General features: G+C 45.4%; 10 protein-coding genes. 3 read left to right on the top strand and 7 right to left on the bottom strand.

Annotated features, from left to right (window positions below; genetic code table 11):
• Both Q4Q49_RS19405 and Q4Q49_RS19400 read left to right on the top strand, forming a co-directional pair.
• The gene (locus Q4Q49_RS19405; protein ID WP_312000195.1) at positions 1–402 is read left to right on the top strand and encodes a YbaY family lipoprotein; all 402 of its coding nucleotides are present in this window, start codon (positions 1–3) and stop codon (positions 400–402) included.
• A 716-nt stretch (positions 403–1,118) separates the two neighbouring features.
• On the top strand, positions 1,119–5,015 hold the full coding sequence (locus Q4Q49_RS19400) for a S8 family serine peptidase (protein WP_312000194.1): 3,897 nt from the start codon (positions 1,119–1,121) through the stop codon (positions 5,013–5,015).
• A gap of 96 nt (positions 5,016–5,111) precedes the next feature.
• On the opposite strand, the gene Q4Q49_RS19395 is transcribed toward Q4Q49_RS19400, so the two are convergent.
• Positions 5,112–5,993, bottom strand: a complete 882-nt coding sequence (locus Q4Q49_RS19395; protein ID WP_106650985.1) for a LysR family transcriptional regulator — start codon at positions 5,991–5,993, stop codon at positions 5,112–5,114.
• 151 nt (positions 5,994–6,144) lie between these two features.
• On the opposite strand from Q4Q49_RS19395, the gene Q4Q49_RS19390 reads away from it, so the two are divergent.
• Positions 6,145–7,392 carry an MFS transporter gene (locus Q4Q49_RS19390; protein WP_312000193.1) on the top strand — a complete coding sequence of 416 codons (1,248 nt, stop codon included), beginning with the start codon at positions 6,145–6,147 and terminating at the stop codon, positions 7,390–7,392.
• Between the two features lie 15 nt (positions 7,393–7,407).
• On the opposite strand, the gene Q4Q49_RS19385 is transcribed toward Q4Q49_RS19390, so the two are convergent.
• The 6 genes from Q4Q49_RS19385 to Q4Q49_RS19360 all read right to left on the bottom strand — a co-directional run bounded on the left by Q4Q49_RS19385 (position 7,408) and on the right by Q4Q49_RS19360 (position 14,547).
• Entirely contained in the window at positions 7,408–8,787 is a 1,380-nt protein-coding gene (locus Q4Q49_RS19385; RefSeq protein ID WP_312000192.1) for a sigma-54 dependent transcriptional regulator, read from the bottom strand.
• Between the two features lie 4 nt (positions 8,788–8,791).
• Positions 8,792–10,588: an ATP-binding protein gene (locus tag Q4Q49_RS19380; RefSeq protein ID WP_220590655.1), complete on the bottom strand. Its 1,797-nt coding sequence runs from the start codon at positions 10,586–10,588 to the stop codon at positions 8,792–8,794.
• Positions 10,589–10,717: 129 nt separating this feature from the next.
• Complete coding sequence (locus Q4Q49_RS19375; RefSeq protein ID WP_006082297.1) at positions 10,718–12,115, bottom strand: TRAP transporter large permease; 1,398 nt, start codon at positions 12,113–12,115, stop codon at positions 10,718–10,720.
• The gene (locus tag Q4Q49_RS19370; RefSeq protein WP_312000191.1) at positions 12,115–12,771 is read right to left on the bottom strand and encodes a TRAP transporter small permease; all 657 of its coding nucleotides are present in this window, start codon (positions 12,769–12,771) and stop codon (positions 12,115–12,117) included. The genes Q4Q49_RS19375 and Q4Q49_RS19370 overlap by 1 nt, the downstream gene beginning before the upstream one ends.
• A 59-nt stretch (positions 12,772–12,830) precedes the next feature.
• Positions 12,831–13,850: a TRAP transporter substrate-binding protein gene (locus Q4Q49_RS19365; RefSeq protein WP_006085509.1), complete on the bottom strand. Its 1,020-nt coding sequence runs from the start codon at positions 13,848–13,850 to the stop codon at positions 12,831–12,833.
• A gap of 466 nt (positions 13,851–14,316) precedes the next feature.
• Positions 14,317–14,547: a hypothetical protein gene (locus tag Q4Q49_RS19360; RefSeq protein WP_312000190.1), complete on the bottom strand. Its 231-nt coding sequence runs from the start codon at positions 14,545–14,547 to the stop codon at positions 14,317–14,319.
• Positions 14,548–14,781: the final 234 nt, after the last annotated feature.

Genomic DNA, 14,781 nt, shown 5'->3' with positions numbered 1-14,781 from the left:
ATGTTGCTTAAGATAAGGTCGTTTGTATTAGTCTCGCTCATGGCTATTCTGCTCAATAGCTGCGTGACGGTTAAACCTGAACCCCCAATTATTATCAATGGCGCAGCGGGTTATTTAGAGAAGATCCCTTTGCCTCAAGGTTGCCAAATCACGATTGCTATCATTGATTTGAATACACCGGGTGTTATCGTTGCGCAGAAAACCTTTAACATCGCCAGAGCGCCAGTGCCGTTTAAATTTACGTTGCCCGCCAAATCGATCGATAAGAGTATTCAATATGGTGTTGTGGCAATGATCAAATTCCAAGACCAAGTGATCTTCCAAACCTATGACAGGTTCCCTGTCGTCAATAATGATAAGTTCACAACAGAAGTATTAATGAAGGCGGTTATGGCTAATTAACCACGCTTAATTATCGGCCCATATCGGTTTTGGATTGATAAAGATGTAGCCCTTTCAATTTATATTGCAAGGGCTTTTTAATGGTTAATATTTGAACTTGCATGCTGTGTCTGTGACATAAGATAGGGTTTTTCTTTATATAGAACTAAGAATATTAATGCATATGTCAGTATTTATTTATAAAAGTGGGCCATGTGGGCAAATGGTACTTGCGCTAAATTGTTTTAAAATTGATTCTTGTTTGTTTGTTTTTTGTTAATTATTTTGGTTGCTTTTGTTTGTTGTTGTAACTGTTTTTTTGAGGGAGCCAATATTTTTACGGTAACACGTTCCGTTTGTGTTTACATTAACTAGGTGATTAATTCTTGATTTCAAGTATTTAATTGTATTGATTATTTTGTTTTCCAGTAACTTTATATATTAGTCTGGTCTTACAGTCTATCCGACTCACTAAACAAACTATTTAGCTTTTTTATCATAAATGGACCCTGACAAATGATTTACTGAATTACGTTCTGTTAACTTGGTGTTTCAATTTGTATCTTTGCGTGTTACAAATTGTCGCGATAAAACTCAGTGATCATCATCACAGTAAATTGAATGGTTATTCATAAAAAATGTCAGTTACAGGTGACGTTCTTGGTTGTTGCAGTATGTTCATGCCACCAACCTGAGTTTTATAAATCATACAACTTATAAGAATTAGGGAAGTCACAATGAAAACTAAAATAGCACTAGCAGTGTCTATGGCGCTGTTATCGTCGGCGGCAAATGCGCAAACCGTTTTATCACCTACGGGTGAAACCTTGCAGTTAGATATTCCAAGTGAACTACAAGCCACGTCATTACGCGGTAATGCTGCCGGAGCTGAAGTTAAGTTTGTACCAGAAGCGGATTTAGGCGAGGGTGAATTTACTTATATCGTTCGTTTACGTGACAGTTCAGTCGCCAATTATCAAGGAACGACTCCTGGCTTTAAAGCGACGAGCTCACAGAGAGTGCAGGCAAGTGGCACTTCAAAAGTCGCGGTGAATGGTAAACTCGATGCTTCAAGACCTGAAGTCAAAAGCTATGTTAGCTATTTAAAAGTCAAACAAAACCGATTTCTAGCTAACGCAAGTGCGGCTATTGGCACCAATCTGCAGCCATTAACGACCTATCAGTATGCGTTAAATGGTATGGCAGTGCGCATGACTCAAGCTCAAGCGAAGAAAATGGCTGAGTTACCTGAGGTTGCGTTTGTTGAGCGCGAACGCATGGAACAAATGGAAACTGATGTTAGCCAAGCGCTTATCGGTTCTCCAAATGTATGGGATGGTAGTGCAACGGGCACGAAAGCCATGGGTGAAGGTGTGATCGTCGGTATTATCGACTCAGGCATTAACTCTGACCATGCTTCATTTGCGGATGTTGGCCAAGATGGTTATGACCACACTAACCCATTAGGCCAAGGCATCTATATTGGTGATTGTAAAACTGATTTCGCTAGCATGTGTAACGATAAACTGATCGGTGTCCGTAGCTATCCAGAAATCACCAATAACTTTGATGACGTAAAAGTGTATGGTGACACCCCTCCGGCAAAAAATGGTGAGGATTACGGCGGACACGGTTCGCACGTTGCCAGTACAGCAGCGGGTAACATTTTAGTGAATGTCCCTTATGTGCAAGGTGAAACCGGTAAGTTAGAAGGTGATGGTATTGCGACGGGTCTTGAATTTGCGCAAATCTCAGGTGTTGCACCACATGCAAACATCATTGCCTATCAAATCTGTAATCCGGGTAATGCGGGCGACACTTATTCTGGCTGCCCGACCGCACCTATTTTAAAAGCGTTAGACGATGCAATCAAAGATGGCGTCGATGTGATTAACTTTTCAATCAGCGGTGGTGGAAATCCGTGGAATAGTGCAACAGAGCAAGGTTTCTTAGCTGCACGTAATGCGGGTATTTTTGCTGCCGTTGCTGCGGGTAACACACGTGCCGCGACAAATACTAGCCCTGCTATTAATCAAACACCTTACTCAACGCCTAAAAATGCGCCTTGGTATACTTCGGTTGCTAACTCGACCCACAATCGCGACATAGTTCGCGCCGTTGAATTTAATGGTAAAAACTACCACTACACTGCTGGCTCTGGCCCGGTTCAAACTGAAGTGCTCAAAGGTGTACCTGTTTATGCTGGCACAATCGATGCCGCTAATTTTGAAGCCTGTAAACCATTCGCAGCGGATGCTTTTAAAGACAAGATCGCTGTTTTAAGACGCGGTGGTTGTTCATTCGATATTAAAGTCGCTGCGGCGATGAAAGCTGGCGCTAAGGGTGTGATTGTTTTCAATAGAGATGGTGAAAATAATGCGCGTCTGACCATGTCTGGGCTAGATAAATTGGATATTCCAGCGGTATTTATTGGCGATATCGATGGCTTAGAACTGATTGCTGCTATGGCGGCAAATCCAGCGCTTGAAATCACGCTGTCTCCAACCCCTAAAGTCATCAGTAAAGAAGCGGATGTTTTAGCTGCCAGCTCATTGATTGGACCTAACCTGACTAACGATGTACTCGTGCCTTATGTTGCTGCACCGGGTAGTGACATTTACGCTGCTTATGCAGATCAACAATTCGGCCATGATAAGACGGGAACTGATCCTGCTGATTTCACGTTGATGTCAGGTACTTCAATGGCGAGTCCTCATGTTGCCGGTGCTGGCGCGTTACTTAAATCGCTGCATAAGGATTGGACCCCAGATAACATTCGTTCTGCGTTAATGATGACAGCAACGACAGCCCAAGCGATGAAAAAGGCTGATGGCAAAACTGTTGCAGATCCGTTTGACGTAGGCGCAGGCCGTATTCGTGTGGATTTAGCGGCGAAATCTGGCTTAGTGATGGATGAAAGTGCCTTAAACTACGAGATTGCTAACCCTACAACAGGTGGCGATCCTCGTAAGCTAAACATTCCAAGCATGGCTGATTCACGTTGTATCGATACTTGTACTTGGACACGTACTGTCACTGCAACGGCTGACGGTAGCTGGACTGCAAAAGGTGTTTCCGCAACAGATAAGTTCGCGTTAACTGTGACGCCAGAAAGCTTCAACCTGAAAAAAGGTGAGAGCCAAACTATCACAGTGACTGCGGATGTGACTGACGTCGGTGCAAGTTGGGGCTTTGGTAACTTAGTATTAGCTTCGGAAGCCTTCCCAACGGCTAACATGCCGATCGTGGCTAAGATTGCTAAACGCGACTTACCTGCGGTTGTTAATGTTTCAGCCTCACGTGATGCCGATGAGCGCAATTTGGCGCACTTGAAAGCAATTGATCTACCGGGTGTTGCGGCGACAGTGACTGAACTTAAGTTAAGCGCTACTTATGAATCAAGTGTGAAACAGGATTCAAATACCGATAGTGCATTTGATGATTTAGCCGATGGCGTAAAAGTATTTAGCTTTAACGTTGAAGACAAAGCGTTATATTTCAATGCATCAATCGGTAATACCACCTCTCCTGACTTAGACATGTTTGTGATACTCGATAAGAAAGATGGTAGTAAGCTTTCTATCGCGGCATCTTCTGCGTTTGGTGGTTCAAAAGAAAGTGTGTCTATTAAGGACCCAGTGAAAGGTGAGTATATTGTCGTGATACAAAACTATCAGGCATCTGCAGCCGATGCGGATGATGCCTTTAGTTTGAAACAAGTGACCTTATACGATGAAGCGGGTGATAACTTAACGGCAAATCTTACCGGTGATCATAAAGATTTCAACGTCAACTTAGCTTGGAAACAAGCGATGTTAGTGGGCGATGCTGGTTTGGCAATGCTGACGCTGACCACTACTGATGACAAAGTCGCTCCAGTTAAAGTTCCGGTTATATTTGAGCGCGTCAGTGATGATGTGTTACCCCCTCTAGGTAGCACTGTTTCTGGCGAGTTAACGCCAGGCGCTGTTAAAGTGATGAAGACCCGTGTCGAAGCGAACAAAACGCAAGAAACCCGCGTTTACACCTTAGAAGCGTTATTACCAGAAGGTCATGAAGTGGCTAATATCAGCCATCAAGGTTCGCAAGTGGGCAATAAGATCACTTGGACTATCGAGATGGCCTCTGGTGCCGCGGCGCAAGATGTGACGTTTGACTTAGTGCCACGTAAGGCAAGCCAAGACAACCTTGTGACTTTGACCAACAAAGTGAACAACGAGTCGGCTGAAATCTTGAAGCAAGAATATCAATTTGATGTTCCAGAAGTGGCGCCAGTGGCAGTGATTGAAGCACCGGTATCTGTTCAAGAAGGTAAACCACTGTTTATCGATGCGAGCAAGTCATCCGATGCCAATAATGATCCATTAACCTACAAATGGACTCAGTTAGGCGGCGCGAGCTTTAACTTTGACGCTAATGCAGCCAAGCTTAATCTCGTGGCGCCAGAAGTGAGTGGTACAGCTCAAACAGTGTCATTCCAACTTACTGTCGCGGACAACCATGGCAACAAAGATTCAAGTGTCGTGTCTGTGTCTGTGACTGAAACACCAGCTAAGAAAGATGATGGTGGTTCATTAGGTTGGTTAAGCTTGTTATTGCTACCATTTGCCTTTGGCCGTCGTAAGCAAGGCTAATCGCTTAAGGTTAAATCGCAAGGTTTAACAGTTATTTACTAGTAAAAAGAGAAGGGCTGATATTGATATCAGCCCTTTTGTTTTAATCGGTTTAGGTCAGCGATTTGACATTAAAAAATCGACAAAGGCGCGGTCTGCTTGACTCACGGGGCGTTGTTTTTTCCATGCGATGTGCAGATTCAAAAATACTGGTGGATCGAAGGGTTTAGCTAAAATGTCATCTTTTGAGCTTATGGCCATTTCGAGCACGCTGGTGATCCCAAATCCTTGGGAAACAATCTGTTTGATAAGGTTAATCAAATTAGTCTCAAAGGCGACATTGGGCTTTTTTCCCAGATCCTTGGCCTGCGATAGGATCCACTCGCGGTGGAAATAACCTGTCTTGAACATCACTAATTCATGGTCGAAAAAGTCATTGAGACTGACGGCGTTATGTTCAGCTAAAGGGTGTTCGGCCCCCATAGCGATCACCATTTGCTCACGGATCAACAGCTGACTATCAAATTCGGGTTGCAGGTCTTGGGCGGTAATGATCGCAATATCCACTTCTTCCTGTTGCAACATACGCAGTGCGTCCCGCGTCCCGCCCTCAAACAGGGACAGTTTCAACTCGGGGTATTTATGGCGAAAAGCCATTAAGCGCGAGGGAAGGTAGAAAGAACCCAGCATGCCCGGCACGGCAATACGGACTTCTCCCGAGGTGAGATTCGCCATGGCGCGGATTTGCGCTTCGGCCTGCTTAAGCTGTTTCAGGATCAAAGTGGCATGTTGATGCAGGACTAAACCTTCGGCCGTGAGTGCGAGCAGCTTGTCATTCTTGTTGCTCGTACGATTAACCAAAGTCACGCCGAGTGCGACTTCTAAGCGCTTGATACTTTGGCTTAAGGCTGGTTGGGCCATATTGAGCTTTTTGGCTGCGGCGGTAAAGCTGCCAGTACTGGCAAGGGCATCTAAATGCTTGAGTTGGCGGATATCCATCAATCGGGCCCATACTGTTGAATAGTGGTAAGGTCGGTACTTTGTGGCTATAACAAAAATCAATGATAGCGATAGATATTATCTATTATTGTTATGTTATGCCCAGTGATAACCTTTGTCTATCCTATGAGTGTGCTTTGTCGAGGCTCCTGTGCAAGCCGAGTTAGATACTATGATTGATAATAAACAGCGTGATACCCGATTGATGTGGGCGCTATGTGTCGCCTCTGTGGTGGTGTATATCAACTTGTATCTGATGCAAGGCATGTTGCCGCTGATTGCGGAGCATTTTGCGGTATCTGGGTCTAAAGCGACGTTAATCCTGTCGGTAACCAGTTTTTCCTTGGCTTTTTCATTGCTCTTGTATGCGGTACTGTCAGATCGTATCGGTCGACACACGCCGATTATTGTCAGCCTATGGTTGTTGGCGTTGTCTAACTTATTGTTGATTTGGGCACCGGACTTTAACGGGCTAGTGCTAGTGCGATTGCTGCAAGGTGCATTACTCGCTGCCGTGCCAGCGATTGCCATGGCGTATTTTAAAGAGCAGTTATCACCTAGCACTATGCTTAAAGCCGCGGGCATTTACATTATGGCGAACAGCATTGGCGGCATTGTTGGCCGTTTGCTCGGTGGCGTTATGTCGCAGTTTTTATCTTGGCAAGAATCCATGTGGCTGTTGTTTTTAGTCACCTTAGCGGGCGTGGCTTTAGTGAACTATTTGCTGCCTTCACTTGCCGATGCGCAGGCCATGTCACAGAGTAAAACTGAGCCCTCTTTATCAAAACGCGCCCGTTTAGCCCAAGATCTTCATGGCTTTAGCCATCATCTGATCGATGCGCAAATGCGCTTGGTTTACGCGATTGGCGGCTTGACCTTTATGATGATGGTGAATCAATTTAGTTTTATTCAGCTGCATTTGATGGCGGCGCCCTATGAATGGAGCCGCTTTCAAGCTACCTTGATTTTTCTGTGTTATTCGAGCGGGACTATTGCGTCGTATTTTACCGCGAAATGGCTCGCCAAATTTGGCCAACATAAGTTGTATCAGTGGTCTTGGTGCGTGATGTTGCTCGGCAGTTTATTGACCCTGTTTGATACCACTTTAACCATTAGCTTAGGTTTTTTGATGACGGCCTGTGGCTTTTTCCTCACTCACAGTTGCTGTAATTCCTTTGTCGCGATGCGCGCCAGTCGCGATCGGGCTAAGGCGACATCGCTGTATTTATGTTGTTACTACTTAGGCGCTGCGATTGGTGGGCCTTATTTGATGATGTTTTGGCATGAGGCGCAGTGGCGCGGCGTGGTGATGGGCTCGTTAACCTTACTGGCCTTGATTGCCTTAGCCATCACCCGTTTGCATTACCATCAAACGCATGTCAAACGGGTATTAGTCTAGCTTTCAATTTGTTGTTTAGTCATCGGAATTAATGTACTGCTTGCGGTCTAAATCATATTTACGCATTTTGTCGTAGAGGGTTTTGCGGGGCAGTTCCAACTGTTCCATTGTCTGCTTAATGCTGCCCTTGTTGTGGCTGAGCGCTTCTTCAATTAGTACCCGTTCAAAAAACTCTACCCTTTGTAGCAGGGACATACTCGAGTGCAGGCTTGGAGTATTGCCTAATGTGCCAGCAAAGGCGGCTTCTCCGCCCAGCAGCACAAAGCGTTCAGCGAGATTACGTAACTCACGCACATTGCCCGGCCAGTCGTGGGAGGTGAGTATGGCGTTTTGCTCCGCATTTAAGGCAATAAGCGCTTTGTGATAGCGTGCCGATGCAACCCGGGCAAAGTGCAGGAACAGCAAAGGAATATCTTCACGGCGATCCCGCAGGGGAGGGATAGGCACAGTCACCAGATTTAAGCGATACAACAAGTCTTGGCGAAATTCCCCCGTGTCACACAGGCTTTTTAAATCCACCTTAGTGGCGGCAATCACCCGTATATCAAGGCTGATGCTTTTATTTGACCCTAAGCGTTCAACCTTACGGTCCTCAAGCACCCGCAGCAGTTTTACTTGCAGCGACAGTGGTGTACTTTCAATTTCATCTAAAAATAATGTGCCGCCGTTGGCGTATTCAAACTTACCCATGCGCATCTTATCGACGCCGGTAAAGGCACCTGCTTCGGCGCCAAAGAGCTCACTTTCAATTAGGTTTTCAGGGATCGCCCCACAGTTGATGGCGACAAAGTTGGCTTGGCTGCGGCTGCTGTGATCGTGTAAATAGCGGGCGACGAGTTCTTTACCTGTGCCTGTTTCACCTTCGATTAACACGTCAGCGGGGGTATCTATCACTTGATCTATGATGTGGCGCATGCGGTTGATGCCGACGCTGTTACCCAAAATGCGCGGGCCCGGTACGCTCTGGCTTTCGAGATCCTTTTTAAGCTTACGGTTTTCTAAGGTCAGGCTGCGTTTATCTAAGGCGCGCTTCACCACATCGAGTATATGTTCGTTATTAAAGGGCTTTTCGAGAAAGTCGTAGGCACCTTGCTTTAAGGCATTGACTGCCATGGCGATATCCCCAAACCCTGTCAATAACACAACGGGGAGGTCGGGGTCCTGCAGGCGGATTTGTTGCATTAAGCTGATGCCATCTAATTGCGGCATGTTGACATCTGATATCACCATTCCCGCCCAATCCTTATGCAGGAGTTTAGCGATCCCTTTCGGCTCTGTGGTAGCGAGCGCCTTAATGCCCTCAAGTTCAAATAGCTGAACGAGAACTGTGCCTATGTGCGGCTCATCGTCGATGATGAGTACAGAATAATCTTGGATAGAATTGGGCACACTCATGAGACTAACATTCCTCAAGCAAATAAATAGGTAAAATAATCTGGAAAATGGCGCCACCTTCTTCGGCATTGGCGACGTTAATTTGGCCTTGCATAGATTCGATAATACGCTGAGAAATGGATAAGCCAAGCCCTAGGCCATGCCGCTCGTTGGTGGTGAAATAAGGTTCGAAGATTTTCTCCATTTGGCTTTCACGTACGCCAGGACCTGAATCTTGGATACTGATGCAGAACTTATCTTCACTGGTTACGCGGATAATCAAGCGGCGTTTATCCGATTGCTGCATAGCGACAATGGCGTTACTCATGATGTTGACAAATACTTGCTGCAATCGGACCTTATCGCCCCAAACTTGATAGCTACCATTGGGAAGTTGCACATCGAGCTCAACACCTTGTTTGTCTATTTCTGGCTGAACGATAGTGAGCGCTTGCTGAATGCAGCGCCCAATATCGGTAGCGCTATCTGTGCCTTGGCTCTTGCGGGTGAAGCTTTTAAATTGGCCGACAATATCGGCCAATCTATCGGTCAGCTCAATAATAATCTTGATATTATCCAGTGCTTTATCTTGCATATTACGGGCTAGAAAGGTTTGAGTGTTTTGGGCATAGCTGCGAATCGCGGCAAGTGGTTGATTAAGCTCATGGTTAATACTGGCGGATAAACTGCCGATCACTGTGAGTTTAGCCGCTTGAATGAGTTCATCTTGAGTATCTTTAAGCTGATTGTTCGCCTGCTGCAAGTCTTGAGTTCGTTCTTCTACGCGTTGTTCTAACAGGCTTTGTGCCAGTTGCATGCGCTGTAGGTTGCGGCGCCGCTCGGCACTAAACAAGATGCTGAGTGCCAGCAATAGATAAATACTAGCCGACAATAACATCAGCGCAGGTAAAGACGACAGCAAGGGTTTGATGGGTGCTAAGATATGCACCCGCCAGCCAGCTTTGGCCATTAACTGATGATTATCCATGTATTGCTCATGATCTCTACCCGTTTGCAATTGGTAGAGCATGGCTTGGCTGCCACTCTCATAGGGTGGCTTCATTAACAGCTCACCTATGGGGCGTTCTGCGTAACGCTTTGATGCATTGAGCATATACTGTTTGGCTTGGGTAAGTGGGGTGAGTGACTTTAACCGCCACTCATCGACACTGGAGATAAAAACAATGTCCTCTGGGTCGCTGATAAGGAATTGATACTGGCCCGCAATTGCCATGCTTGTGCTTTGCTGCTCGATACCGCTAATGTCCACTTTGACAATGATCGCGCCGAGTATGCCTTTGCCGCCTTGCTGATAAATAGGGTAGGAGAAATAAAAGCCACGCTTATCTGAGCTGGTACCCACGGCATAATAACGGCCTAAATTGCCCGAGATAGCATCGGTGTAATAGGGCCTAAAGGAATAGTCCTTGCCGATAAACGAGAAACTCTGTTGCCAGTTACTGGCGGCAATGGCAATCCCTAAGGCATCAATCAGATAGATATCTGACGCTTCAGTGACATGCTGAATTTCTTCCAGATATAAATTAAGCTCTTGGACTTTATCAGGATTTTGTTGATCGTTCAGTACATTGGCGAGCATAGGGTTAGTTGAGAGCACATGGGGAATACTTTCGTAGCGCGATAACGCCCCATCAAGGAAACTGATTAATTCTTTTAGTTGTTTCTCAGATTGAGTTTGGATCTCGATTTTACCTTGATGCAAATGCACCCAATAGGTCAGTTTGAGTGTTGCAAATAGACCTGCAAGTAACACTACAGTGAGAAAGAGGCGTTTCTTGGCCTTAGGCGTCATGGGCAACATGGTGGCTATCCTGATAAAGCAACGGTATCAATCATTGAGACTGTACATCATAAAACAAAGCGAGCCTGACTAGGCTCGCTTAAAAACTAACTGTAATCAAGGGGTAATCTCATTACCTTGAATTTTAGCTTAATATCCACGCATCGAATCCAACCATTCTGGTAAGAAGAGCGAAATCTGCGGCACGTAAGTGATCAAGGTTAAGAAGGCTAACATCAGCAGTAACCAAGGCAGAACCGATTGAATGACCCAACCAATACTCTTACCTGTGATCCCCGCGGTAACAAAGAGGTTGAGCCCCACTGGCGGCGTGAGCATACCTATCTCCATGTTCACCACCATGATGATACCTAAGTGAATAGGATCTATGCCTAAGTGAGTCGCGATAGGGAAGAGGATCGGCGCCATAATCAGTACAATCGCCGATGGCTCCATAAAGTTACCGGCAGCAAGCAGCAGTAAGTTAACGATGATCAGGAAGCCCCAAGCGGGTAAACCCATATTAACAATATGCTCAGCGATAATATGCGGGATACGCTCAGTGGTTAAGACATGCGCGAACAACATAGCGTTAGCTATGATAAACAGCAGCATGATACTGACCTTAGCGCCATCACGCACTACGTTACGTATGTCTTTGTCGATAGGCGTTTTAATCAGTCCAAGGAACATGTGACCTAAGTTACGTGCCGCGGCTTTAGGTAAGCTTTCACCTTGGTTGCGCCAAGCCACCTCTTTTAATGGTCCAATGTCACGGTAACCAAATACCGCAATAAAATACGCATACATACAAGCCACGGCTGAAGCTTCAGTCGGGCTCGCAACGCCGCCATAGATAGAGCCGAGTACGATAAGGATGAGTGCTAATCCACCCAAAGCTTTAGCACTCGAAATCCCCAGTTGTTTGAAGCCTGGGAAAGGACGCGAAGGTAAGTTCTTAAAGCGCGCGACTATGTAGATAACGATCATCAGGATGAATCCCATCATTAAGCCTGGGATTAAACCTGCCATAAACATTCTGGCTGCAGACACTTCGGTCGCGGCTGCATACACTAACATCACAATTGATGGTGGGATCAAAATACCAAGTGTGCCTGAGGTCGTGATAACCCCCGCCGCAAACTTCTCGGGATAACCCGCTTTAACCATGCCCACAATCACGATTGAACCAATCGCCGCTACGGTTGCGGGTGATGAGCCTGAAACCGCCGCAAACAGCATACAGGCCATAACAGATGCCATCGCTAATCCACCACGGACATGTCCAATACTGTCCATGGCAAAATCGATAATCCGTCTCGCGACGCCACCGGTTGAGAGGAAGGCTGATGACAGAATAAAGAAGGGGATAGCGAGTAGGGTGTAATGCTCCGATGAAGACTCATACAGTTTGAGTGCCACTGAGGCTAAGGAGTCATTCGAGAAAAATAAAATGGTGAGCATGCTGGAAAAACCTAACGCGATAGCGATAGGCATACCGAGAAACATACACACTAATAGGGCGGTAAATAGGGTTGCAATCGCCATTATTTAGTCTCCTTTTCGTCAGAGACGGGTTCTTCATTGGCGTTTTTAACGCTTTCATCGATTAAATGCATACTTTCTTTCGCTTCATCGGCAAATTGGAAGCCAGTGACTTGGTCACGTAGGATGGCAATAAAGAGTTCGGCGAATCGCCAAGTCAACATCGAAAAACCAATGATCAAGATGCTCTGGGATAACCAAATCGGTACCGCGCCATCTTCAACATCAATCCTTAAGGTGTTCCAAGCAAAGTCTGGGTCGAGGCTTTTTAAGAAAAATTGGTGGAAATTAATATCTTCCATAGGCACACCAATTTGATACATCTGGCTTAAGTAATCCCAACTGCCCTTTAAAAAGAGTCCGCAATAGACGATACAGACAAAGGCGGTAACGAGGGACGTTATCTTTTTGGCCCGAGGCGCTAAGTTTTTAACGAAGGCATCGACACCAATGTGCGCGCCAACTTTTACCCCATAAGACATACCAAACAACACAAACCAACCGCAAAAGGTCAGTGTGAGTTCTTGGATCCACAGAAAACCCGTATTGAAGAAGAAGCGTGCGACGACTTCTGAAAACACTAACAACGTCATCAGAGTGATCAATAAATTGAGCATACCTTCTTCAAAATAACCAAATATTCGCGATATCACAGCCATAATCCCCTCGCTGAAATGGCCACTTAACCTCGGTTGAGATTAAGCGGCTATCATCATTATTATTTATTTGCAGCTACAGCAGCATCAATCACATCTTTACCGATTTGCTCTTCAAACTTAGCCCAAACTGGTTTCATCACATCGACCCATTTTTGACGTTCAGCAGGCGTTAAAGTCACTAACTGTGAGCGTTTAGAATCTAGGATTAACTGCTTGTCTTGGTTATCTTTCTCAGCGGCAATTTTGTTACCTAATGCGATAGATTCATCTAAAGCTTCTTTGATGATCTTACGTTTGTCAGCGGGTAAGCCTTTCCAGAAAGTGTCAGAGGTCACGACCATATAGTCGAGCACACCGTGGTTACTTTCAGTGATTTGGCTTTGCACTTCATAGAACTTTTGTGAGTAAGTATTTGACCATGTGTTTTCTTGACCATCGATAGCGCGGGTTTGCAGCAGGGTAAATACTTCAGAGAAAGGTTTTTTCACTGGAATAGCGCCGACAGCATCAAACTGAGCCGCCAAAACATCAGACGCCATTACGCGGAACTTCAAGCCCTTTGCATCAGCAGGATTTTTAAGTGGCGTGTTAGCCGAGAACTGTTTCAGACCATTGTGTAAATAGCCTAGACCTACAATCCCTTTACGGGTCATAGAGTTCAGCAGTGTTTGACCTGCTTCACCTTGTTGGAAACGGTTTACCGCATCCATATCATTGAAGAGGAAAGGTAAATCGAATACTTGTAGGCGTTTAGTGTAACGTTCAAATTTTGAGAGTGACGGCGCAACAAATTGCACGTCGTTTAACAGTAGTGCCGCTAACTCGTTGTTATCCCCAAATAACTGTGAGTTAGGAAATACACTGACCTTGTATTCACCCGGTAAACGTTGTTCAACGAGTTCTTTAAACTTAAGTGCCATTTGGCCTTTGGGCGTATTTTCTGCCACAACGTGCGAAAACTTAATTTCAATAGGTTCTGCAAATACGTTAAAGCTGGTTGCGAATACGGAGGCAACGGCGAGCATTTTGACTAAGGTTTTGAGTGGACGGGTCAATCCAGTTTGTTGATTCAATGTCATCTTGAGTTCCTTTTTCTGTTGTTAGGATTTGTCCTCAGTCTTGGTTAGTTTGTTACCAAGTTTGAGTAGGAATACAGCCTTGATTTCCCTGAGGTCTGTCTTACTAAAGGCAAATACCACGCCAACTTACACTGACTTCTGTAAGTGTTTGGTTACTAAAGTGTAGTTCATTTGATGTTTGTCACACTTTTAGTTTTGTGGGTGAGATCACGCTCACAGTGATTTTCTATTTGGGTGGAAACCCACCCATGGCGCGGTTCTGCCTCAAATAGATAGCCCTTGGCGGTGCAGGTTTATTAAACAAACTTAGTTATTTTGAGATCAAAAAATGCTGCAAAAGTATGCGCTACGCTGAAAATGCGTGATGGATTATTTTGGGATAAGCAGTGTAGGCTGATTGTATGGTCAATTGTGGTCAAGTCGATGGTGTTTGTCGTCAATCAAGACAAAGGGGCAGTTGGTGCAGTTAATCATCATCTAAAAGGATACGTTTTAGGAGCGCATCGCTAGGCAACAACTCTAAGTGGCCTTGTTCGTCAAAGTACCAACCAGTAATAAAGCCCTTTTGGCGCATGCTGACGAGATTGTGCATGACTTCTCGTGCTTCCTTGAGCGCCGTTTGCTCATCGCAAGCGTGGGTATGCTTTAAGTAAGCGGCAATATTGGCAAGAGAAGCGGATTGACTGACGCTGGCCATAACGTTGATCTCCAAACAATGCTAAAAGCAGAATGAAATCAGGCTGAGTGTCGATAGAGCTTGGTATTTTACGGATCATAAAAGGCGAAATAGTAAAATTTAGCACTCGCTGATTGAGATCAAGCATAGTTGAGTCAGCGTATGGGTAAAGTTTATTAGGGGGAATAAATATGGTGGTCGCTACTGGGCTCGAACCAGTGACCCCCTCCTTGTAAGGGAGGTGCTCTCCCAGCT

This window comes from Shewanella sp. SP1S1-7 (genome assembly GCF_031932105.1).
Taxonomy (GTDB): Bacteria; Pseudomonadota; Gammaproteobacteria; order Enterobacterales; family Shewanellaceae; genus Shewanella; species Shewanella baltica.
This window is presented reverse-complemented; position numbering and strand designations above follow the sequence as displayed.

Excerpts from the sequence above, each read along its gene's own strand:
- Q4Q49_RS19370 (WP_312000191.1), bottom strand. The coding sequence starts at position 12,771 with ATGGCTGTGATATCGCGAATATTTGGTTATTTTGAAGAAGGTATGCTC.
- Q4Q49_RS19365 (WP_006085509.1), bottom strand. The coding sequence starts at position 13,850 with ATGACATTGAATCAACAAACTGGATTGACCCGTCCACTCAAAACCTTA.
- Q4Q49_RS19405 (WP_312000195.1), top strand. The coding sequence starts at position 1 with ATGTTGCTTAAGATAAGGTCGTTTGTATTAGTCTCGCTCATGGCTATT.
- Q4Q49_RS19375 (WP_006082297.1), bottom strand. The coding sequence starts at position 12,115 with ATGGCGATTGCAACCCTATTTACCGCCCTATTAGTGTGTATGTTTCTC.
- Q4Q49_RS19400 (WP_312000194.1), top strand. The coding sequence starts at position 1,119 with ATGAAAACTAAAATAGCACTAGCAGTGTCTATGGCGCTGTTATCGTCG.
- Q4Q49_RS19385 (WP_312000192.1), bottom strand. The coding sequence starts at position 8,787 with ATGAGTGTGCCCAATTCTATCCAAGATTATTCTGTACTCATCATCGAC.
- Q4Q49_RS19360 (WP_312000190.1), bottom strand. The coding sequence starts at position 14,547 with ATGGCCAGCGTCAGTCAATCCGCTTCTCTTGCCAATATTGCCGCTTAC.
- Q4Q49_RS19380 (WP_220590655.1), bottom strand. The coding sequence starts at position 10,588 with ATGTTGCCCATGACGCCTAAGGCCAAGAAACGCCTCTTTCTCACTGTA.
- Q4Q49_RS19395 (WP_106650985.1), bottom strand. The coding sequence starts at position 5,993 with ATGGATATCCGCCAACTCAAGCATTTAGATGCCCTTGCCAGTACTGGC.